At 41.8% G+C, this 24061-nt stretch carries 17 protein-coding genes and 1 tRNA gene; 3 read left to right on the top strand and 15 right to left on the bottom strand.

Annotated elements, in window-relative coordinates; translation table 11 throughout:
• Window positions 1-34: 34 nt before the first annotated feature.
• The 7 genes from AAFH98_RS10845 to AAFH98_RS10815 form a co-directional block, all read right to left on the bottom strand.
• Window positions 35-823 (bottom strand): 3-keto-disaccharide hydrolase, encoded by a 789-nt coding sequence (locus AAFH98_RS10845; protein WP_342522731.1) that lies wholly within the window; start codon window positions 821-823, stop codon window positions 35-37.
• Between the two features lie 38 nt (window positions 824-861).
• Complete coding sequence (locus tag AAFH98_RS10840; RefSeq protein WP_342522730.1) at window positions 862-2352, bottom strand: Gfo/Idh/MocA family protein; 1491 nt, start codon at window positions 2350-2352, stop codon at window positions 862-864.
• A 124-nt stretch (window positions 2353-2476) separates the two neighbouring features.
• Window positions 2477-3418, bottom strand: a complete 942-nt coding sequence (locus AAFH98_RS10835) for a sugar phosphate isomerase/epimerase family protein (RefSeq protein WP_342522729.1) — start codon at window positions 3416-3418, stop codon at window positions 2477-2479.
• A 351-nt stretch (window positions 3419-3769) separates the two neighbouring features.
• The gene (locus AAFH98_RS10830; RefSeq protein WP_342522728.1) at window positions 3770-4561 is read right to left on the bottom strand and encodes a carboxylesterase family protein; all 792 of its coding nucleotides are present in this window, start codon (window positions 4559-4561) and stop codon (window positions 3770-3772) included.
• Window positions 4562-4589: 28 nt separating this feature from the next.
• Entirely contained in the window at window positions 4590-8084 is a 3495-nt protein-coding gene (locus AAFH98_RS10825) for a methylmalonyl-CoA mutase family protein (RefSeq protein ID WP_342522727.1), read from the bottom strand.
• Between the two features lie 93 nt (window positions 8085-8177).
• The gene (mprF, locus tag AAFH98_RS10820; protein ID WP_342522726.1) at window positions 8178-10730 is read right to left on the bottom strand and encodes a bifunctional lysylphosphatidylglycerol flippase/synthetase MprF; all 2553 of its coding nucleotides are present in this window, start codon (window positions 10728-10730) and stop codon (window positions 8178-8180) included.
• Between the two features lie 27 nt (window positions 10731-10757).
• The gene (locus AAFH98_RS10815) at window positions 10758-12380 is read right to left on the bottom strand and encodes an Ig-like domain-containing domain (protein ID WP_342522725.1); all 1623 of its coding nucleotides are present in this window, start codon (window positions 12378-12380) and stop codon (window positions 10758-10760) included.
• Between the two features lie 234 nt (window positions 12381-12614).
• Here AAFH98_RS10815 and AAFH98_RS10810 point away from each other — a divergent pair, with 234 nt between their 5' ends.
• The 3 genes from AAFH98_RS10810 to AAFH98_RS10800 are packed head-to-tail and all read left to right on the top strand — an operon-like array spanning window position 12615 to window position 15770.
• A complete protein-coding gene (locus AAFH98_RS10810) occupies window positions 12615-14045 on the top strand; it encodes a nicotinate phosphoribosyltransferase (RefSeq protein ID WP_342522724.1) in 1431 nt (476 codons plus the stop codon).
• A 15-nt stretch (window positions 14046-14060) separates the two neighbouring features.
• The gene (pncA, locus tag AAFH98_RS10805; RefSeq protein ID WP_342522723.1) at window positions 14061-14675 is read left to right on the top strand and encodes a bifunctional nicotinamidase/pyrazinamidase; all 615 of its coding nucleotides are present in this window, start codon (window positions 14061-14063) and stop codon (window positions 14673-14675) included.
• Between the two features lie 3 nt (window positions 14676-14678).
• Window positions 14679-15770, top strand: a complete 1092-nt coding sequence (locus AAFH98_RS10800; protein WP_342522722.1) for an NAD(P)/FAD-dependent oxidoreductase — start codon at window positions 14679-14681, stop codon at window positions 15768-15770.
• A gap of 18 nt (window positions 15771-15788) precedes the next feature.
• Here the strand turns inward: AAFH98_RS10800 and AAFH98_RS10795 are convergent, their stop codons facing one another.
• The 8 genes from AAFH98_RS10795 to AAFH98_RS10760 form a co-directional block, all read right to left on the bottom strand.
• Window positions 15789-17279, bottom strand: coding sequence for a DUF5723 family protein (locus AAFH98_RS10795; protein ID WP_342522721.1), 1491 nt, complete (start codon window positions 17277-17279; stop codon window positions 15789-15791).
• A 21-nt stretch (window positions 17280-17300) separates the two neighbouring features.
• Entirely contained in the window at window positions 17301-19013 is a 1713-nt protein-coding gene (locus AAFH98_RS10790) for a hypothetical protein (RefSeq protein WP_342522720.1), read from the bottom strand.
• Between the two features lie 356 nt (window positions 19014-19369).
• Window positions 19370-19457: transfer RNA gene (locus AAFH98_RS10785), tRNA-Ser, on the bottom strand.
• Window positions 19458-19501: 44 nt separating this feature from the next.
• Window positions 19502-20185: an energy transducer TonB gene (locus tag AAFH98_RS10780; RefSeq protein ID WP_342522719.1), complete on the bottom strand. Its 684-nt coding sequence runs from the start codon at window positions 20183-20185 to the stop codon at window positions 19502-19504.
• Between the two features lie 170 nt (window positions 20186-20355).
• Window positions 20356-21279 (bottom strand): N-acetylmuramic acid 6-phosphate etherase, encoded by a 924-nt coding sequence (gene murQ, locus AAFH98_RS10775; protein ID WP_342522718.1) that lies wholly within the window; start codon window positions 21277-21279, stop codon window positions 20356-20358.
• 109 nt (window positions 21280-21388) lie between these two features.
• Window positions 21389-21745, bottom strand: coding sequence for a DUF4260 domain-containing protein (locus AAFH98_RS10770; RefSeq protein WP_342522717.1), 357 nt, complete (start codon window positions 21743-21745; stop codon window positions 21389-21391).
• Window positions 21745-23256 carry an acetyl-CoA carboxylase biotin carboxylase subunit gene (accC, locus tag AAFH98_RS10765; RefSeq protein WP_342522716.1) on the bottom strand — a complete coding sequence of 504 codons (1512 nt, stop codon included), beginning with the start codon at window positions 23254-23256 and terminating at the stop codon, window positions 21745-21747. The genes AAFH98_RS10770 and accC overlap by 1 nt, the downstream gene beginning before the upstream one ends.
• Window positions 23257-23264: 8 nt before the next feature.
• On the bottom strand, window positions 23265-23975 hold the full coding sequence (locus tag AAFH98_RS10760; RefSeq protein WP_342522715.1) for an alpha/beta hydrolase-fold protein: 711 nt from the start codon (window positions 23973-23975) through the stop codon (window positions 23265-23267).
• Window positions 23976-24061 lie beyond the last annotated feature (86 nt).

Here is a 24061-nt window from a genome sequence, read left to right as displayed (position 1 = left end):
CTGGAAGAAGACCATACTATAAGCTGCTTCAGACCTATCTTTTTCTAATTTTGATATTTCGGAACCACACATCATTTCCGTGATCCTGTAGGCCGATGTATCCTTCTTTGGCTACATCAGCAAAACCGGGAAAGTCATTGAATTTACTGTTAGCCACCATTTCTTCCCAATCATCAGTCCAAAGATGATACTCAAGTACTTTTTCCCCGTTCTGGAAGTGAACTACGGTCCCCTGGTATACTAAAATGCGTGCTTTATTCCACTCACCATACGGATTAGCATTTTGTGGATCTGCAGGAACCATATCGTAGAGAGCCGCGGCCTGACGATTTCCATCCTCACCAAGCTCTGCATCGGGATGATTTTCATTATCCAGAATCTGAAATTCAGGAGCTGCTTTCCAGATTGGTTCACCTTCATCACATAGCTCTTCGGCCAGATAAAAAATGCCGCTGTTACCCCCTTCTTCTACCTTCCATTCCAGCTCGAGTTCAAAGTTGCCATACTTTTCTTTAGTGATAATGTCACCACCACTTCCACCGGCTTCACCTTGTCCCGAGCCCATAACTTTGAGCGCGTTATCTTCTACTACCCAACCACTGTCAGGAAAAGTCTCACTGCAGTAACCGCGCCAGTTTTTACTGGGCTCTTCTCCATCGAATAGTAATTGCCAGCCTTCCTCTTTTTCAGCTTCGGTTAACGTATTCACAGCAACTTCATCCTTGGTTTGAGATTGGGATTCATCTTCCTCTGAAGACTGGCAGCCTGCTATCAACAAACTTGCTCCCAGCAAAATAATTAATAGGGTATTACTCAGTTTCATAATATTTAATTTTTAATGATTGATTACGAATTAACTTTTTAATTATAGCTCCAGCCGTCACGATATGACCTTTTAATATATTGGCCAGCGGCTGTTTTGGCATTAATAGTCTCATATGAAGTATCAAAACGAGGATCTCCATTAACAACCTCAAAACGGTCGCTGGTTACGACACGAATTTCATCATCCTTAGCGATATTAGTAATCTCCATATTTTCGCCATCCCATTGTAATGTTCGCTTCAGACCTTGCAACCGAACAGCCAGATTTCCCATCACAACTACTTCATTTAAAGGACCAGCATACTCAAAATTTGAACTGGGTTTCTCTGGGTCATTTTCTTTACAAGCTTCTACCCAATCCATTTCGTGGCCACCATTCATAGCATCAGGAATACGACGAAACACTTCCGGAGCCTCGGGGGGATTTTCTTCTCGGCCAATAATATAGGGGTCAAGAGCGTACGTGCTACAGATAAGGGTTCCTTTAGAACCAACAAACATAGCCCCTCCACCACTATCACCCATCGTTTTCCCTTCGGGAATACTTTCCGGACGTTCGGGCATCAATCCACCGTCGTACCAAGTGAATTTAACTGGCGGCATCTCAATATTGCCTTTCTTAGGTCTGCGGGGAAATTCGTAGATCACCTTCTCTGATAACGGAGCACTTTGGGTATTGAGTTGCGTAGAACTACCTTCAATGGTATCAGGATGTCCCAGCTGCAGTGCTTTGAATACCGGATCAATAATATGACATCCCATGTCGCCGAGCGCACCCGTTCCATAATCCCACCAAGCTCTCCAATTCCAGGGCGTATATGAAGGATGATAGGGACGCCACGGAGCGGGACCTACAAACAGATCCCAATTTAATGTTGGAGGTGTAGAAGGGGTCTCGGATGGTTGTTCTAATCCCTGCGGCCAAATGGGGCGATTTGTCCATGCATGCACTTCTTTAACTTCGCCAATCTCCCCATTCCATATCCATTCACAAATTTTTCGAATACCTTCCGCAGAATTACCCTGATTACCCATTTGTGTAACTACACCAGTTTCCCGGGCTATCTCTGTCAGCTTGCGAGATTCATAAACAGAATGAGTTAGTGGTTTTTGAAGAAATACATGCTTGCCCCGTCTCATAGCTTCAGCAGCTGTTACATAATGGGTATGGTCGGGCGTGGCAATTACTACCGCATCAATTTCATCGCCCATCTCATCGAACATGCGGCGGTAGTCTTCAAACTTTTGTGCATCGGGATAATCCTTAAATGTTTTAGCAGCATAATCCCAATCAACATCGCAGAGCGCCACAATATTTTCGCTGTTCATATTGTGCAAATTAGCCCTTCCCATTCCTCCTACCCCAATCCCAGCAATATTTAGCTTATCACTCGGTGGTTTATTGCCAAGGCCTGCAACAACTGAACTCGGTACAATAGAAAAGCCTGCCGCCAAAATCCCCGATGTTTTTAAAAATTCTTGTCTGGATACCCCCTTCTTCTTTTGGCTATCATCATTTGTGCCCATATTGTTGCGTATAATCTTGAGTATTGCTTCCTGCCTCGACTCGAATTTTAATTAGGCAGTATTTAAAAAATATTGATTCGAGTTTCAATTTTATGCAAACAGTTTATCCCCGATGGCACTCATGCTAAAATTCTTGTCCCAACTTTATCAATAACTCCTTAGTTGCCTGAATGCCGTCATATTCGTTGTGCTTATCTCCTTCGTATTCCACACCTATATATCCGGAATATCCAGCTTTATGAATAATGTTGAGCATCCTTGTAAAATCTATTGTTGTTTCTAATCCATTTTCACCAAATGCATAACTTTTTGCACTCACTCCCTTCGCAAAAGACATTAGCTCTTTTACTCCTTGATATCGATCATATTTCTCAATGCATGCTCCATCCCATCGGGCATCATTTTCTCTTTTTACACAAAAATTACCAAAATCAGGAAGCGTTCCACAATTATCCATGTTCACTTGCTTCATTACATCTACAAGCCACTGACCGTCAGACGAATAACCGCCGTGATTTTCTACGGCAATATTAATATTATAATCCCGTGCAAATTCAGCCAAACGTCCCAGGCTATCAACAGCAGCTCTCTTTTGTTCTTCGGCTGTTCCATCGCCATACAGATTTACCCGGATCGAATGGCATCCCAGATGTTGAGCCGCCTCAACCCATTTGTAGTGGTTTTCTACCCCTTCAATTCGTTTTTTATCATCCTGAATAGCCAAATCACCCTCTCCATCGACCATAATTAACACTTGGTCAACTCCTAAATCTTCGCAACGGCTGTTCATCTCATCAAGATATGATTTGTCTTCCGCTTTATCGGCAAAAAACTGGTTCACATATTCCACAGCTGTTATTCCAAACTCATTTTTTGCCGTTTGAGGAAATTCCAAATGATCTATTTTCCCATCAAACAATGCTCGATGTAAGCTCCATTGTGCAAGTGAAATATCAAAAAAGAGATCCTTGGGATTTGCTTGTGGGGCTGCTGCTGTTAAAATACCTGGTATGCCTACTGATGCGGCGGCAAAACTTCCCAACTGAAGAAATTTCTTTCTGTCCATTTTAGATCCGTTTAGTTTGGATTTAAACAATAAGAAATTATTCACTTATACAAATAGAAAGATCAAAACCTCATCATTTTATTCATATGGTTTGTTCCCTTTACCTCCTCTGGAATCAATAACATAGTAGTGACTAAACCTGCTATCAAAGGTACTTATAATGCATCATACGATGAGCAATACTGGTTCTCCATTTATATTTGAAAATATTCTGTAGGTAACCGAACAAATAAAAAGGAATTGGCATATTTTTCCGGATAAGATGAGTGAAGTGCAAAGCAAATAATAAGTCAATCCTCCCCTTTGCAGTATCAACCGGTAATAACAGAGATACACTTAAATTAATAAGGCTCAGTTGTTACCCGCGTTCAACTCTTTACTAAACATCCATTCATAAAGATGCGGATTTCGATAAGCCTGTACCCAGGCCCCTACATGCCCTTCATCTGGGTATTCAGTATATCCGGGGCTACCGCCTGCAATGCGTATTGCCTCGATCATCGATCGAGAAAACTCTGGTTGAACTACATCATCATTCGTTCCATGAAAGACCCAAAGTGGAATGTCCGTCAGCATAAATGCAGTAGTTGTATCACCTCCACCACAAACAGGAACAGCGGCAGCAAATTTATTAGGAAAACGCTGAATTAGATCAAAGGTACCAAATCCGCCCATCGAAATACCCGTTACATAAAGACGATTGGAATCCACAGGATACTCTTCCTGGAGTTGCTTCAACAATTCTATCGTCAACCTCATTGGCTTGGTTGGAGTTTGACCCATTGAAGCGGTATACGATGTAGTATCACGACTTGTAATAAGCTGAGACCAAACCGCTCCCTCAGGCATTTGTGGTGCAACGATAAAGGCGGGATACTTTTCCCTCATCTTTGGCTCTGCCAAGTGAGACACACCCCACTTAAGCTGACTAAAATTATCATCCCCTCGCTCACCAGCCCCATGCAGAAATAATACCAACGGATAGCTTTTGGAGCTATCATAATCTGCAGGTTTCAATATGCGATACTGCAATTCTTGTCCTGTGCTATCCGTAAAAGTCTGAGCTTTAAAATCAGTTAACTGAGCCTTTGTCGTTCCGAAAAATAGAAATAGTAATATTACCGTTAATAATACTCGCTTCATTTTAGCTAATGTATAATTAGAAAATAGATTACATATTCCGACGATACTGTCCGCCAACCTCATACAGAGCGTTCGAAATCTCTCCAAGAGAAGCGACTTTCACCGTTTCCATAAGCTCTTCAAAGATATTACCATTGTTTCGAGCCACCTCCTTAAGACGTTCAATTGCTTCATCGGCTTCTCTCTCATTACGCTCCCAGAAGGCTTCTACACTTTGGATTTGCTGTTCCTTTTCTTCTTTGGAAGAACGGATAAGATCAACCTTTTTCTCTTCTTCGGGTTGTTCGGCATCCTCATTCAAAAAGGTATTAACCCCAATGATAGGTTTTTCTCCACTATGTTTTTTTGATTCATAATGCAGACTCTCATCCTGAATTTTACCTCGCTGATACATATTTTCCATGGCACCTAACACTCCGCCACGGTTTGTCAGACGATCAAATTCAGAGAGAATAGCTTCCTCAACAAGGTCTGTCATTTCTTCAATGAAATATGACCCTTGATTGATATTTTCGTTTTGAGCAGGTCCCATTTCTTTATTGATAATCAGCTGAATAGCCAATGCCCGTCGCACCGACTCTTCAGTGGGAGTTGTAATTGCCTCGTCGTAAGCATTGGTATGCAACGAATTGCAATTATCGTAAATCGCCATCAGTGCCTGAAGCGTAGTACGAATGTCATTGAATTGAATCTCCTGTGCGTGCAACGAACGACCACTTGTCTGAATATGATACTTAAGCTTCTGCGAACGCTCATTGGCACCATACTTTTCGCGCATAGCTACCGCCCAAATACGTCTCGCTACGCGGCCAATTACCGCATATTCGGGATCCAATCCATTACTAAAAAAGAAGGATAAGTTATGGGCAAAATCATCAATATCCATGCCGCGGGATAAGTAATATTCTACATAGGTAAACCCATTGGCCAGTGTAAAAGCGGCTTGGGTGATGGGATTTGCTCCTGCTTCGGCAATGTGATACCCAGAGATCGAAACTGAGTAGTAATTACGAACTTTGTGATCAGTAAAATACTGCTGGATATCTCCCATCATTTTAAGGGCAAATTCAGTGGAGAAAATGCACGTATTCTGCGCCTGATCTTCTTTAAGGATATCTGCCTGCACCGTACCACGCACCACCGATAGTGCTTCTTCTTTGATCTCTTCGTAGGTTTCCTCATCTACTAACTGGTCACCAGAGATGCCGAGCAGACCAAGTCCAAATCCATCATTAGTAGCCGGAAGCTCATTGTTATATTGTGGTTGCTCAACGCCCCGCTCTTCAAAATACTCTTTAATTTTCTGCTGCGCTTCTTCCCACTTGCCATTTTCTTTCAGATACCGTTCTACCTCCTGATCAATGGCCGTATTCATAAACATCGCCAGAATCATTGGTGCAGGTCCATTGATCGTCATTGATACGGATGTCTTACGGGATGTAAGCTCAAAACCGGAATACAATTTCTTCATATCATCCAGCGTACAAATGCTTACGCCTGAATTTCCAACCTTTCCATAAATATCAGGACGATGGTCCGGATCTTCGCCGTACAACGTTACCGAATCAAAAGCTGTTGAAAGTCGCGCAGCCGGCATACCCTCACTGAGATAGTGAAATCGCTTGTTTGTACGCTCAGGCGTCCCTTCTCCGGCAAACATTCTCGTAGGGTCTTCGCCTTCACGCTTAAACTCAAACACGCCGGCCGTAAAGGGATAATAGCCAGGCAAATTCTCTTTTAGCGCAAACTTTAGCTGTTCCCCCTTATGATTTGTTTTAGGTAAGGCCACCCGTGGAATATCCAGCCCACTTAGCGACTTCCGGTACATTTTGTTTTTGAACGTTTTATCACGCACCTGCACTTCTACATACTCCTGCTGATACTCTTCGTACAATTCATCCCAGCCTTCTAAAATATTTTTACAGTGTGAATCCAACTTGCTGAGCCAGTGCTCTCGCATCGATTTAAGTTTCACTTTAAGCTCATCTTTTTCATCCGGATCCCAACGGTCAACTTGCTCAATGGTACCGCTTACATTTTCAAGTTTACTTGCAATCTCAACCTGTTCTTCAACCCAGCTGTGGTAATCACGGATAGTATCAGAAATATCAGACAAATACCGCTGACGCTTTCCAGGAATAATCGATTGCGCCTGAATATCCTCGGCTGGTTCAGCATTGGTATAAAGCTTTGTTTCCCAATTAATACCGTAGTGACTATTGACCTTATCGACAATCGCTTTGAACAACCGGTTTACCCCCTCATCATTAAACTGCGCGGCAATGGTTGGGTACACAGGCATGGCTTCAGGATCTAAATCCCACGCTCCTCGGTTGCGTTTCATCTGCTTCCGTACATCGCGCAGTGCATCGAGCGAGCCTTTCTTTTCAAACTTATTGAGCACCACCAGCTCCGCTAAATCAAGCATATTAATCTTTTCGAGCTGTGTAGCTGCTCCATATTCGCTGGTCATCACATACAGGGGAATATCAGAGATATTAACAATTTCCGTATCACTCTGACCAATACCACTGGTTTCAACAATCACCAAGTCAAATCCGGCCGTCTTACAAATCTCAATAGCACCTTTCACCGACTGACTTGTTGCCCGGTTACTTGCTCGTGTTGCCAAACTCCGCATATAAACGCGTTCTGGATCAAGGCTGTTCATACGGATCCGATCACCAAGCAGTGCTCCACCGGTCCGGACTTTAGAAGGATCAATAGAAATGACTGCAATATTGATATCTTCAAATTCTGTCAAGAAACGTCGAATTAGTTCGTCGGTAAGGGAGCTTTTTCCGGCTCCGCCTGTACCAGTAATTCCTACCAATGGAATAGGTTTTCCATTTTTTTGCGCCGGAATTATATTTCCATCCCCATCAAAAAGCTTATCATCTTCAAATTTTATAATGTTTTCGTGCTCATTTTCCAAAGCTGAAATACATCGAGCCAATGCTTTGGTATCTCGCTTCAAAATATCCTGAGCACTTACTTCTTCGATGTCTGCAGTGTCAAAATCACATTTTTCGAGCATATAATTGATCATCCCCTGCAAGCCCATTTCGCTACCGTCCTCCACAGAAAAAATGCGACAAACACCTGCTTCGTGAAGCTCTTCAATTTCGTCACCTACAATGACACCACCGCCCCCACCAAATACGTTGATGTGAGATGCCCCTCGTTCTTCAAGCAGGTCCACCATATACTTAAAATATTCCATGTGTCCACCCTGGTAGGAACTTACAGCAATTCCCTGCACATCTTCTTGAATAGCACAGTCAACAATCTCCTGAACCGACCGATTATGTCCCAGGTGAATAACCTCTGCTCCGCTACTCTGCAAAATGCGGCGCATAATATTTATGCTGGCATCATGTCCGTCAAAAAGGCTTGCAGCCGTTACAAAACGAATATTATGCTCTGCATTATAAACTTCCGGGCGACTATCTTTTTTACTGGCCGAATGTTCCTTACCGTCAGTTTGCGGCTCCTGATCAGCTGTCATTGTGTCTTTTGACATAAATATATTGCTTGAATTTCGGGTGGTTCGGTTAGAGTGGGAATGTAAGAAATTTGAATGACTTTTTTTATTTCAAAGTCATTCAAAAACGACCTACCGCTTACTCATAATGCTTTCAAATCCACCGGATACAATATTTGTAAGGCTTGACAATACCCGTGGAAGCGCCCATCCGCCAGGTCCAACTAAAAATTTGGGGTGCCATTCGGGATTAAATTGCCGCTTATACATACGTACCTTTTTAAATCCATAAATATTTTCGCCATACGTATACACAAAGTTAGCCAACTTACTCCATCCCGGAGAAAAATCATGCTCTTCCATCCCCGACAGTGGAGCCATACCCAAATTGAAGAATGAATATTCCTGCTTATGTCCCCAAAGCATCGTCTCAATAAGCATAAAATCGATAATACCCACAGGAGATTCCGGCCGATATCGCAATAAATCCGTTGTTAATTCATGCTTTTCTGAACCCGTCAAAATATTTGAAAAAGCCAGCATCTGTCCTTCTTTTTTGACTACTGCAATAGGAAAGTTGCTCAAGTAAGCCTCATCAAAATATCCCACCGAAAACCCCCGCTCTTTTTTATTGCGTGCTGCAAGACTTTCTTCTGAAATTGATTGGAGTTCAGGCAAATATCTGCCAAAGGCATTGGGGGATAATATTTCAAATGTATATCCCCGCTCTTTTAATTGCTTATGGCCAGACCATATGTTAGAGTTTATTGTCTCTTGCGGATCAAAATCTTTTAGCGGAATATGTGCTTCTTCCCCCAACTTGTAGAGGGTGAGACCTAAATCTACATAGTGATCTAAATACTGTTCACCTGTCTGGTAAAATATGGGACTGAATCCCTCACTGGTACATTGGTCATAAAACTCCCAGATTAAATCTTCAGCTTCATCTTGGTCTCCCACGGGATCGCCAAGGGCAATCCAGTTTTGAGACTCACGTCCAAACATAATAAATGAATTTCGGTCTTCACTTATAAGCAGTTCTTTATCCCCTAACAATACAAGATTAGATAAAGCTTCCTGTGATTTTCGAATAATTTCTTTGGCAATAATTAGCTCCTGTTCTCCCGGCTCCACCGTTTCCTGGTGTTTGGGACGCAGTAATTTTATAAGTCCTGCTATTAACGAAAAACCTAAAACGGCCACCATTGCACGCATATAACGGGGCGCATCGCCCATCAGAGAAAATTGCCACCATAGATCCTTTTGGTACTCAACATGCCCATACGAAAAAGTGCCCAACCAAATAGCACTGGCTAATACCATCACTATAAGGGTAAACCAACGTGCCGAGAATAGCTGATCAAATAGGGAAGCTTTACGATGAAATTCGTCGCGGCATGGAAGAAGAGCCACCAGCATTACCGAAAGAATAGAGGCTTCTTCGTAATCCGCTCCCTTGAGCAGTGAGAAGAGAATACCAAAAACGAGGAGCCCAATAGTCAAGTGGTAAGCCCCATCACTACGGCGTTGAAGCCCACTGGCAAGAACCAGGAGCGCAGCCCCTACCAAGCTGGCAAAAAAGTGCGACATTTCAATAACTGGCAACGGAATAAAGTGCTGAAGCCACTCCATTCGGGGCACATCGGAGGGCAAGGCTCCCGAAAATAGTAAAATGGTACCACCAACAAATATGGAGAAACTCATTACTTGGGGAACCACTCGGGGGACCCAGCTTGCAGCTTTCCGCTGGAGCACTTTCATCTTCCGGCGGTTTACAATGTACTCTTGATATCCCAATACCACCAGTGCCCCCAATAACGGTAATATGTAATAAATAATGCGATATACCACCAAAATACTCAGCACTTGAGAGCCGGGCATAAAATTCGTCAAATACATCAACATGATGGATTCAAAAACACCTAACCCACCGGGAACCTGACTAAACAATCCCGCAATTTGTGCCAGTAAAAAAGCTCCTACAAAACTAAAAAAACTGACTCCCACATCCGGCAATAATACATACAGCACCGATGCCATTAACAACCAATCAACAGAGGCAATCGCTACCTGCCGTAATGCTAATTTAGAATCGGGAAATTCGAAAGACCAGCTTTTATAATTAATCTCTTTTTTAAACTTGTAACTTGCCCAAATATAAGCAATCACCATCAGCAGCAATATTACCCCCAAAATGCGTAACGATACAAAGGGAATCATTACATCATTTGGCAAGTTCGGAGTGGCAAAAATGAGCGCTAAGCCTCCTATAGCACAAAATCCAATCCATAATGTAAAGGAGCTAAAGGCCATGATCTGGGTAACCTGCAGACCCGAAAATCCCCATACAGAATAGATACGATACCGAATTGAGCCACCAGTAATCAAAGCCAGACCGATATTATGGCTAAAAGCGTAGCCTACAAAACCCGCACGAATTATCTTACCTGGCTCCAACTTTTCACCAATATACCGCACGGCCAGGGCGTCATAACCGGTGAGCAGCAGGTAGCTCAGCGCTGACAGTATCAACGAAAATAAAATATAGTGATTGGGGATATCCGCCAGTTGCGTCATCACTTCTGCCATGTTGTATTGCTGCAGTTCTTCGTGGAGAAACCACAGCGCAAAGGCAAAAAAGATGATGCTAATAAAAGGAGTTAACTTTTTAATTATTTTCTTCATTAAAATAGAGATCCTGCTTCTATGCTACTATTTAGGAAATTCTATAGTTAAGTCTCCAGTAAGACCTTTCTGTACCGTTATCCGTTTTCTGATATAATAAGGTTCAGGCCTCACATATGGCTCAACCTGTCCATGATCCCAACGTCCATTCTCATTTGTATCATGATATATGGTGAGCTTATAATTTAAGGGCGGCAAGTTATTGATTTCTACCTGTTCTGCAAAAACCGTATCTCGTACAAAGTTTGACTCTTCATTCTCTACACGCAAATGCACATTACTGAGCGTAGAATCTTCTGTCATCATATTTAACCCTCCAAATTGAGATTCGTGCCAAATCTGAGGGTCAAACTTACGATAATCATCAATACGGGGATCCCAAACACGAACTTCATACTCCACCCCGTCTTTCCACTGTTTCTGTGGCTGAATACGAAAAATATTTTGCTGAATTTCGATCTCCGACCAATCTTCAATCAAGGTATCCCCTTCAACAATTTTTAGTGAGTCGCTAATCACATTTTCGGTGATAGGTTTTGCATAGGTGATTTCAAATGGTTCAGATGGATAGTAGCCGGTTGTTGTATTTCGCTTAATAATGCGTTGTTGGGTAGTATCCTCCTGAGCTGATCCCGTAAAAGTATCTGAATATTCTTCTATAGGATTATCGGATTGATCCGTTATCCCTACTGTTTGTAGGCTATAACTGGATTCTGGATGTAAGGAGTCCTCGCTATGAGCAAATAAAATGTACGGTTCACTGGATGGGATGTATAATGGAAAAGCTTCGCTGTAATCATTTCCTAACGAATCAGTAATGGTAATTCTGGCATCATCGGCAAGCCTAATATCTTCACTGAAGCGCATACGCATACGCTGGGATGAGAACAGTCCTACCCCCTGTAACACTGGTTGGGTAGTATCAACAGAGGTAGCATATAAGGTTCCGAGAGTATCGGCATCCCCCTTATCAAGGGTTATAAATTCCTTTCTGAATGGCTGAGCGCGTTCTTGCTTGGTATCCCAAATCTTATTCCTGTTGCGATCATCAACCCAAAAAAGTTTAAATTTACCTTCTGGTAAGTAGGCAAACTTAAACTGTCCCGAGGTATCAGTAGATGCCGTGTAATCAGCCCTTTGGGTAATATCATATGGTTCGCGATATAGCAACACTCTATGCCCTTCTGATCCTTGTCCGGTCTTAGCATTTAAGATCGTGCCCGATATTTCTCCATCATCAATTTCATCACCGGTAGATACAGCCACTTTTTGCGGCGACGACATCCCATTATTGCGGGTGTCAGTCAGCTCGGTGCCAATGGTTACAATGAGTGTAGTTGAATCGGGAATAGACTGATCAAATTCGATAGCTGCCGACTTACGCCCCCAATCGATCTCGTAGGAAAGACCTATATCAGGCTCAACGGTAATAGCTTCGCGAAGTGAAGAGCGTTCAACAAATTCAGAAAAATGCAGAGAGATACTGCGTCCGCTAAAATTCGTAGTCCCCGTTTCGGGATTCGTACCTACAATATTGGGACCTTTCTCGTCGGGTGGCCCTCCTGTGGGAGTCGTTGGTGTTGCACAACTGTATATTACCAAACCCACAAAAAGCAATATAGCTACAATCAAATTGCTATTATTCTTCACGTAAACTCATAATTCAATTCACAAAAAAATTCCGCGCTAAGATACAAATTTTATTACCTATTGTAGTAACCTGTAGCTGATAAAACTCCATTAACTTAAATAAGTGTTTTTACACCAACAAATGTCAGCTTAAGATACAAATCTTGTTCCCTTTCAAAGAATCAAAAATGTTACAGCTTCTATAGTCAATTCTTTATCTTCTGTTGGTCTGTAATTTCAAATTACTATTACATTATGGCTTCAATAGCATCTAAGGAAATAACGTTACTTAACCGTCCTGCCCTGTATACCGACTTTTATGAGCTGACTATGGCCCAGGGATATTTTTTATCAGGCCGACAAAATGAACAGGCAAGTTTTGATTACTTTTTTCGTGATATTCCGTTTGATGGTGGATATGTTATTTTTGCAGGTCTTTCAGATTTGTTAAAAACATTACAAAATTTCCGTTTTCATGATGATGAAATCGCGTATTTGGCCAACCAAGGTTTTCGGCAAGAGTTTTTAACCTACTTGCGCAACTTTGAGTTCAAGGGAACGATTTATGCCGCAAAAGAGGGAGAAATTGTTTTTCCGCGCGAACCCATTGTACGCATTGAAGGAAATATTATTGAAACCCAACTGCTGGAAACTCTCTTGCTAAATATTCTCAATTTTGAATCCCTTATTGCTACGAAAGCATCAAGAATGAAATATGCGGCCGGAGATCGTAAGGTTCTTGATTTTGGGCTGCGACGTGCCCAAGGTCTGGGAGGAATTCAGGCCAGTAAAGCTGCTTATATTGGGGGCATTGAAGCTACTTCGAATGTATATAGTTCATTTAAGGATGATATCCCCGCCAGCGGGACGATGGCTCACTCATGGATACAATCTTTTGATGATGAACTTTCGGCCTTTCGAAAGTACGCAGAATACTATCCCGATGATTGTATCCTACTGGTGGATACCTATGACACGTTAAATATCGGCGTCCCCAATGCAATTACTGTTGCTAAAGAGCTCGAAGAGCGCGGTCATCGTCTTCAAGGGATTCGACTTGATAGCGGTGACTTGGCCTACTTTTCACGCCAAGCTCGCAAGCAACTTGATGAGGCCGGTTTGGAATACGTAAAAATAGCGGCTTCTAACCAACTTGATGAACGTCTGATTAAGAGTTTGATTAGCCAAAAAGCCCCGATTGACGTTTTTGGTATTGGTACACGCCTGGTAACCGGGCAAGATAGTCCCGCCCTGGATGGCGTTTATAAACTATCATCAGTTAATAATGAACCGAAGCTTAAAATATCTGAAAACATTGAGAAAATTACACTGCCAGGTTCTAAAGAAGTAATACGCTATAGTGGTGATGATGGCACTTTTTATGGGGATGGTATTGTACTAAAAGAAGAACAAGAAGTTAAAACAATTTATCATCCTTATTATCCCGCAAAACATGCTACCGTTACAACATTTCAGACCGAGTCATTATTACATAAAGTCATGGATAATGGCACCCTGACAATCGAAATTCCTGCACCGAAAAAAAGTGCTCGTTATGCCAAAAATCGATTGCAACATTTAAGCCCTGAGCACAAAAGGTTTGATAATCCTCACATTTATAAAGTGGGCATAAGTAAAAAATTGATGGATCTTCGCGACGAACTAATGGATAAAATGAAAACCTAAAAGAAGTAACCTATTATGGAAGCACTGTTAATTGTTGATGTTCAAATTGATTTTTGCCCTGGTGGCGCTCTTGAAGTACCCAAGGGAGATAAAATTATCCCTATTATTAATCAGCTTTCAGAACAGTTTGATATTGTCGTCCAAACCCAGGACTGGCATCCCCAGGAACACACTTCATTTGCATCTACTCATGATAATCAAGCTCCTTTTGAAACCATCAACATGCCGTACGGCCAGCAAGTACTTTGGCCTGACCATTGCGTACAAGGTAGCGAAGGGGCACAATTCCATCCCGATTTAAATACTAAAAATTCGCAACTTATTGTACGTAAGGGCTTTCGAAAACAGATTGATTCCTATTCTGCTTTCTATGAAAATGATGGAGAAACAACTACTGGGCTGACTGGATATCTCAAAGCCCGAGATATTGATACCTTATATGCCGTTGGCCTGGCAACCGATTTTTGCGTCAAATGGTCGGTGGTTGACGGCATTAAAGAGGGCTTTGATCTGCATGTAGTAGAAGATGCTGTGAAGGGTATCGATATAGAAGGATCTGTAGATCAAGCCTGGCAAGAAATGCTTGACCAAGGAGCAACAAAAGTTTCATCATCAGAACTTTTAGATTGATAAATGGCCCTAAAGACTGATTTCTGCATTTTAGGTGGTGGCATTGCCGGCCTTTCACTGGCCGATGCCTTGCACGAGCATGACATAGAATCCATCGTTATTGAGCAAAACGAGATTGGGTCCGGGGCTTCTGGAACTCCGGGGGGACTCGTTAATCCAGCCACAGGAAGAAGAGCAAAAAAAACCTGGAAGGCTGAACATTGTTATGAGGCCATTGCATCAAACTTAGAAAAAATCCAGGCATTTTCTGACCAACCTTTTTACCATAACAATGGGCTGTTGCGCCCTGCTTTGCTCGAAAAAATGGCTCATAAAATGAAAGAGCAATATGAAGAAACCACTTGGCCTGACGGATGGTGCCAATGGAAAACTAAGAATGAGATACAAGAGATTCATCCCGGCATCAATTGTGTTAATGGTGGGTTATGGTTACCCATCGGTATCACTGTTGATGTTGGAGCTTATATGCAAGCGTATGGTCACTTTTTAGAAGATCTGGGTATCAATATATTTTGTGGCGAAAGACCCTATCCTATATCAGGGGATGACTGCTGGATTATTGAACTCGAAGAAATCACTGTTAAAGCCGACCACTTAGTTTTTGCTACCGGCCATACTATTGCCACCTCTCCCTTCTGGGATTGGTTGCCCGTTAACCTTATCAAAGGTCAGGTAGCCAAATTTCAAAAAGAAAGTAGCCCTCTCTCCTTTTCCCATTCCATATCCAGCCTTGGATATATTGCTCGATCAGATGACGAAAACACGTTTATACAGGGCAGCACCTATGAACACGACTTTACCGATGTACAACCTGATGATCAAGGGGAAGCCTATCTTCGAAAACGCATGAAGCGGACGCTTCCTCAACTGGAAGAAGAATCTACGATTATTGACCAATGGGCCGGCGTTCGAACATCAACCCCAAATTACAAACCCATTTTGGGTAAACATCCGGCCTATAATAACCTTCATTTATTTTCTGGCCTTGGTTCCAAGGGATTGCTTTTCGGAAAGTTTCTTGCTGAACACTATGCTGATCACCTTATCAACGGCACTTCACTGTATCCCGAAATAGATATAAATAGGTTTGCCTAAAGCAAGTTGACCTCGATATTAGAATCGAAGAACCAACCCACTCCAGGCGCCACCTATTCCTGATCCCCTATTTTCTGAATTAGGCACTGTTAATCCGGCAACAGTAAATTCTAAATTTCGTATCTCTATTCCTGTTCCAAATGTTATACTTGAAGAAGTCAACCCTCCTGTTCTATACCCTGCTCTTAAAGGTATCACATTGAAAAGTTTATATTCCGCTCCCAGTCCCAATGCTAAACGTGAGCTGTTCATCCCAGTTTCATATAATCCCTTTTGTACATCAAAAGCGAAACCGAGCTTTCCAAGTTGTAACTGGGCTCCAAGATTAACTTTAGTCGGTAAACTCTCGGTAATTTCTTTTTCCTCAGAAGGTTCATAATTCTGATAAATCTCTTTCTGAACACTATCTGCAAAATTATCCGACAGTCCATCACTCAAATCAATTCCATCCCAGGTGAACGTTTCATCGGCCGTAAATGAACCCGCGTTATTATCATAAGTAATACTCCCAATATCCGTAACCGAAAGTCCAACCTGTAACTTTTTATCTCCCCCAATCCATGAGAAAGCCCCTCGGAGCACTCCGGCAAGATCCATTTCAACAGTCCCCCCTAAATCAACTCCAAAGCCTGCCCCATTTGTCTGCGAAAAACCGGAGCCATCCGGGTCAACAAAATCTCCAATTTCTCCATCAAAATTAGGATCCTGACGAGCTTGGTAATAATCTTCAAATTGCGTGGTCAGCTCCCCAATAGTGTTAAATGTATAGGCAAAATCGTGAATAATTTCACTATCAGTAACCTGAAGTGTTGAGTTAAAATCAATACTCGAAGTATAGTGCGGGATTAGATATTTAGGGGCTCCACCAACAAAAACCTTAACATTTTTCCCGATACCTAACAGGCTCGGAAGTTCTAATAGCTTGTAGGAAAAACCAACGGATAGCTCACTAAATGCCACAGCACCACTGCTGAAGTTCACCGGTTGCGGTTCAGAAAAACGCTCTTGGCTAATTCCAGTAAGTAGCACTTCTGAAAACCCTCTGTTGGTGGAACCATTAAAAAGTGAACGATTTCTTAATGCTAAGCTAATAGCCATATTTTCTCCCCGCCAAGACCCTGCAATGGGTATAATATCAAGCTCTAACCCAAAACCACGACTATTACCCATTGCTGTTCCAAACCACTCATCAAGAGCTTCAGATCCTACCACGTTACCCGTAGTAAAATGCTGGTTATATACCGAAATGTTCATCAACGGACCACCGGCCATCGCCGAAACTCCGCCCAAGAGTCCTACTGAAACGGACGGTTTCGTATCAGCATTGAGCATTAAGTTTGCCGGATTTATAAAATTTGCATGGTAACTGTCGATAAAGGCAGTACCAGTGCCTCCCATACCTAAACTTTTTGCAGAATAGTGCCCCGATTGTGCCGCGGCTTTCATTCCCCAACCTACTATTAAAGCAACTATTCCTAAACCTGCTACTATTTGTTTGAACCTATTCATAACAATAACTCCCTAATCCCTTTAATTTACTGTTGAGGTTATTCCCGCTTTCACCTGCACCCTAAATGTCACTGCGTCACTTTCTTTAACGCTTACCGACTGCTGCTCGGGGGTACTTAAACGAACATCTAAAACCATAGATCTGGTCTCGTTTAAAATATTTAGCTCATCCTTAGTAAAGCTTATCTGGTGATCACTTTCCGCCCCAGCAGATGCAAAACCATTCTCATCAATTGTTGCTGCGTTTATTGCAATATCAGATTTGCGTAGCACTTCATTACCTTTAGCGTCAAGCATGATCAAATCAAGACCAAGTACAAGGGGTAGCCCATTGGTATAGTTGACCTTTACCGAGGCCTCGCTAATACGACTGTCATCATCTTTACCGGGTAAATCTCCCAAATCAGCATCTACGGTATCTTTATAGGATGCATTATCTGCTGATAAACTAAATGGGATTTCTACCCCAAGTGAAGGATCGAAGATAACTGGATTGACTATTTTATGCGTTTTATCTGGGTCTTCATCAGCGTTGATACGTGCTACACCAATAAATCGAATAGAAGTAGGAAGATTACTAAAGAAGGTCGGAGTATTGGCATTGTCGGCATTAAATTCATTTGATCCTTCTTCTCCCTGATTAGGACTTGGGTTATCTACTGCATCGAGAGAAAATTTTATCACCTCCTCTTCGGTTGCCTGCTCCCCATTAACCGTAAGTGCATCTGGAATCTCTGAAGCAGTTACGTGGTTCACTGAACCTTCATCTCCCGTTAAATAAACGGGGGCATCATTCGATTTAGTCCCTGCAATTACAGCATAAATTGTTGTATTTACTCCCAGATTTGAATTGTACAACGTCCCTAAAATGGGATTAGAAAAAGTGATATCAGAAATGTGCTCAGAAATATCACTTATCCCATCAATATTAGTAATTTCCGCTTCATTGTCATTAAATATATCCAACTCACCGTCGCTGGTAGCATCTCCATTAAGCAATACATTTTTGGGTAAAATATACCCTTCAGCTCTACTGATACCTAAATTTTCAAATCCGACTTCAGTTGTAATATCACCACCTAGCACTGAAGAACTACTGGTTGAAACAGTAATTTCAAAATCAATCTCGTTATCTTCCCCTGCATAGATCCGATGGTCGGCTAAACTAAAAGAATTCGAAATGTTTTCATTAGGTGAAACATCATCAATGGTAATAACTAAAGAGGATTGGTTAGGAGTTTGAACTTCGGGAAAAGCAATTTCCAAGTCGATAGAAACATCTGTACCATTGGTTATAGCTAAGGTTAATACTCCCGCATCCATTCCAACAAAATGGTCGGAATCTTGAAATTCAAAAGTGCTATTGTCAATAGACGAACTCCCATTAGCCGTAACGGTATAAGCCCCATTAGTAGGGGGAACCGTTAAATCAACAATCTCTATTGATGGCACATAAACTTCTGGAATTGCACTATTCAGATCACCAAAGTTAAATTTTTGTTCTTTAACAACACTTACCAACCCTTCTTCAGAAGTTTCAAATAGGTTTTCAAAGTCCTCAGAAGTTGTATCGAGCAAGGCGTCATCAGCTCCTAAAAACTGATAAGTTTTATCTACAGTTAATGGAATTTCGAACTGTTGATTAACCTGAAAGTCCGGAGATTTAGGCCGTTCACATGACCAAATCGAAATTCCAAGTAAAAATACTGCAAAAATGGGAAGTTGTTTTTTCATTTTCCTAACCCTCTGTTTAACGGTAAAAAGTTATTATCGCCATCTTATTAAAAATATTAAGGCAAGCCACACTTTAGAATGTGAGATATATTTCTTTCAACCAACGACGTATCCCAAATACGATAACAATAACCTAAAGTTATGACACTCTTTTGATGATCTCACTCTTGATTAGGGCTCAATGAAGAAATTTTATGTATAAAACTCAAAAAATGATTTTAATACTGCATATTCAGATATAAAGTTATATTCCACTGCAAGGTCAATAAATATTGAAGAGTTCATTTTTAAATAAAAAAGGCTTCGTCGAGCAAACCCTACCGAGCCTGTTCAACGAAGCCTTGCGCGTAGTTGAGCGGAGAGGGAGGGATTCGAACCCTCGGTACGCGCGAAGCGCACACACGCTTTCCAAGCGTGCGCCTTCGACCGCTCGGCCACCTCTCCAAAGAAGAACGCAAATATAGGCTTATTTAAAACCCATATCAATGTTAAAATCCATATGTAAACACCTGCCTGGAATACGCCTTGACGGGATCACCATTATTACGGGCAGGACGGAACTGCCATTGTAGTGCAGCATTAATGGTCGATTCCGTAAGTCCATAATTAATGCCCTGTACGGTCCTTTTTTCTCCTGACTGCTGATCGTACAATATAATTTCATTGATGGTAGCCTCTTCTACCCTCCCATTAGTGTCAACTAACAAGGTCACCCAAATCTCGGCTTTTATATTTGCTTTTTGGGCTGCGTCCGGAACGGTAGGTTCAACAATATGAACAACTTGAGGTCGAACTTGTGGGCTTGATACAGGTTCATCCTCATCACCGTCACTTCCAACCACCGCAACAGAAAGTGAATCGGAATATTCACTAATGTTTAAATTGTCGAGTTCAATGATATCCTCTTCAATAATTTCATCAGTCGGTTCTGGAATCGGAACCTGGGGCTTTGGAGGCGACGGTGGCCTGTTTTGTTGTTCTGTTTGTACGATATCTTCCAATGCAATAGCATCTTCAGAAAAATCGATTTGCCGTGGTGAGTCAGATTCTTGGGGGGCCGGCCAAAATTGAAATAATAGAATAGCAATTATTTCAACTATCACAATAGATGATAATATACGAATCCGATACTCATGTTTGCCGTCTGATTTAAAATACTTTTGAGTCTCCAAAATTGATATGGACCTCTTCCTGTATAAGTCTTATTCAATCAACGAGTAAACATGTAGTTTTAATTCATCTGATACAAAATCTGTTAGGCCGTTAGTGTCATCAACTAACGTTTTCTCTTTTTGAATAGAGTCTCAATCCTTTCGTAATTAAGGATCTCAAATTTTGGAGCTTATATATTCGCCAAGGCTTTTCTGATAAATCCATTATGTTTTTTTAATTGCTCCTCAGCCTTCTTCTTAGATACTTCTCCAAGATGCATCACTAAAGCCGTTTTAACGTGCCCATCCGATTTCTCTAACAGTTGGTCGGCCTGCTCATAATCTAAATCAGTAAACATCATAATGATACGTTTGGAGCGTTCATGCAACTTTTCGTTAGAAAGCTGCAGGTCTACCATTACATTTTCATATACTTTTCCTCGACGGATATTAGCTCCCGTTGTAATCATATTAAGCACCATCTTTTGAGCCGTAGCACTTTTCATTCTCGTACTACCCATTACAACTTCGGGACCAACCGGAACATCAATCAAAATATCGACGTCAACACTAATTTGTTGCGCCGGCACTGTTGTCACAAGAACAGTTGTGCAGCCAATCTGTCGAGCAAATTTTAATCCCCCAACTACATACGGCGTGCGTCCACTTGCCGCCAAGCCGCAAACAACGTCATTAGGCGCCACGTCTATTTCTTCCAGCGCATCTTGCCCATTTTCCTCAAAATCTTCGGCCCCCTCCTTGGCTTGGAACACGGCTTCTTTTCCACCAGCTATTAGCCCCACAACCTGCTCGGGATCAGATCCAAAGGTAGGCGGACATTCGGATGCATCCAATATTCCCAATCTTCCACTGGTTCCCGCCCCCATATAAATTAAACGCCCATCATTATCAAAGGCTTCCTTGGCAGCATCAATAGCTTTCGCAACCTGGGGTAACTTCTTTTCTACTTCATCTGCAACCTTTTTATCTTCCTGATTGATGATTCGTGCAATTTCTAATGAATCAGCAACATCGATCTCCATACTATTGGGATTACGCTGCTCGGTATCAAGTTTTTTAAGCTGACGAAATAGCTGTTCTTTATCTGTATTCACAAAAAAATGTTATTGTATTACGTTTTTTAAGACCACTTAAGGTACGTTGAAATAATAATAACAAAAAGAGAAATCCATTACGTAGGAAGCCCTTCCAAATCAAAATCCACTAAACACCTTTTCCTATTTTACCCAGATGCGTATTATAAAATGAATCATTGTACTTTAATCCATAGCCAAAAAGACGATCCATTGAGGAATGAGCAAACAAAATAATTCCGGCCAGCTCTATTACCGGAGATTCGAGGAAAAATCCAAGCCCGTAAACGAGCAATGCCAACCCTTTGTGATGAACGAAATTATAAAGATAGGCTCCAATTTTGGGATCTATCAAATACCCGATCATACTAACATCCGGTACCAATAATAACGCTGGGAACCACCACCAATCGAAATTAGTATTCCAAAATAAAAAGCCGGCGAACAAGAACATCGCCAGCTCTTCTGTCTTAATAAGATTTTTCATTAGTGTTTTTTGTTACGGTTCTTCCACCAGTCAGAAGATCTTCCATTGGTAGCTCTCGCTTTTGGCTTTTGGGAATTCTCTTCCCCGCTATCTTCCATCTTGAGTAAAGCTGCAGCCAATGCTTTCACTTTCTCGTCATTGGTCATCTCTGCATCAATTTTTTCCTTGCTAAAATGATCGGGAACAAAGTGCGTATCATAATTGCCCGATGTAAACGACTCATGCTTGAGTACGTACTTACAAAACGGGATTGTTGTCCGACAACCCGCAATCTCATATTCATCCAATGCACGAAGCATCCGTTTAATTGCATGGCCTCGATCATTTCCATAGGTACAAAGCTTCGATATCATTGGATCGTAATTAATCGTTACCGCTTGCCCCTCTTCTACTCCAGAATCTACCCTAATGCCATTTCCAGACGGAATGCGATGCTTCGTTAGCGTTCCTGTACTGGGCAAAAAGTTATCACGTGGATCTTCAGCATAAATACGGCACTCAACAGCATGACCATTCATCTGTACATCATCTTGGCTAATAGGCAACTCTTTGCCTTCTGCCACTAAAATTTGTAGCTCAACCAAATCAAGTCCGGTAATTAATTCTGTTACAGGATGCTCAACCTGCAGGCGGGTATTCATCTCCAGGAAGTAGAAATTACGCTCCGCATCCACCAAAAATTCGATGGTTCCAGCTCCTATGTAATCAACTGCCTCGGCAGCAGCAATAGCCGCTTCTGCCATTTCCTGGCGTAGCTCATCAGTTAATATTGAGCAGGGGGCTTCCTCAATCACTTTTTGATGGCGCCGCTGAATAGAGCACTCACGATCAAAAATATGCAGCGTATTACCGTGTTCATCGGCCATAATTTGAAATTCAACGTGGCGTGGCTCCACCAAGTACTTTTCAATATAAACACGGTCGTCCCCAAAGGCATTGCGCGCCTCCGATTTTGCCGCTTTAATGCCAGATCGAAACTCGTCTTTATTTTCTACAATGCGCATTCCTTTTCCGCCCCCTCCAGCTGCTGCTTTTACTAATACGGGGTATCCAATATCATCCGCTACTTTCTCGGCTTCTTCAACATCTTTAAGCTCTTTCTTAGTCCCAGGTGGGAACGGTACATTGGCTTTTCCCATAATTTCACGAGCAGCGGTCTTATCTCCCATTAAACGAATAGCTTTCGCTTTTGGGCCAATAAAAATAATTCCCTCTTCCTCACACCGCTCAGAGAAATCTCCGTTCTCACTTAAAAAACCATACCCCGGGTGAATAGCATCAGCACCGGTCTCTTTAGCAACCTTAATTATCTTGTCAATAACGAGATAACTTTCAGATGAAGCGGCTGGACCAATATGTACCGATTCATCAGCTTGCAATACATGAGGCGCATCGGCATCCGGTGTAGAATACACCGCAACCGTTTTTTTGCCCATCTCCTTACAAGTCCGAATTACACGTAATGCAATTTCGCCACGATTGGCGACCAAAATCTTATTAATCTCTGGCATAACTTAATTTAAATAATGTGTGTTTTTAACATTTGCGGCCATAAATCCCATTCATCAGAATTATCAGACCATATATCAAGATCAGCATCTAAAAACTTCATGCGCATTACATTGTCCATACGCACTGCATCATTTTTTCGTTTATCCCCATCAAAGCTAACTAACCTGAAATCAATATCCTGAACTTTATTGAGTAATGTTTTCTTATTCAGGTTTGGGACAAAATCCATCGGATTAGCGTAATATACATCGTCATCATAATAGCCATCCATGTACGGCCTGATGTCATATATTCCACTTATTCCAATTGCTTTTCCAAAATGTTCGGGGTGTTTTAATGCTGTTGTGACAGCCTGATATCCTCCAAAATCGATACCGGCAATAATAATAAATTCAATATGATTTTGCTCTTTAATAAAAGGCACCACTTCCTCAACAATATATGACTCATACTGCTGCTGACGAATCAATCGTTGTGCTGGAGACGCATTTTCATTTAGTATAGCTTCATTATCGATGGATGGTAATACAAAGAGCTGATTAAAGCCGTTTTTAAGTTGGTATGAGATCGCATTCGTCATCCCAAATTCTTCCCATTGACCACAAGTAGCTCCCCTCGTTGGAATTCCTATCACTGGAGTTCCTGACTCTCCGTAAACAGTAAGCTCCATTTCTTTTCCAAGACTGGGACTCCGCCATTTCTCAATTTTCGCTTCCATTCGTCTCCATTTTATTTAGATCTGCTGTAAAAATTTGAATGGAATATAACAGTTCAGAATGATTAGTGTAAACGCTGATCCCTTGA

The sequence above is a fragment of the Fodinibius sp. Rm-B-1B1-1 genome, from assembly GCF_038594945.1.
In the GTDB taxonomy this organism is placed as follows: domain Bacteria; phylum Bacteroidota; class Rhodothermia; order Balneolales; family Balneolaceae; genus Fodinibius; species Fodinibius alkaliphilus.
This window is presented reverse-complemented; position numbering and strand designations above follow the sequence as displayed.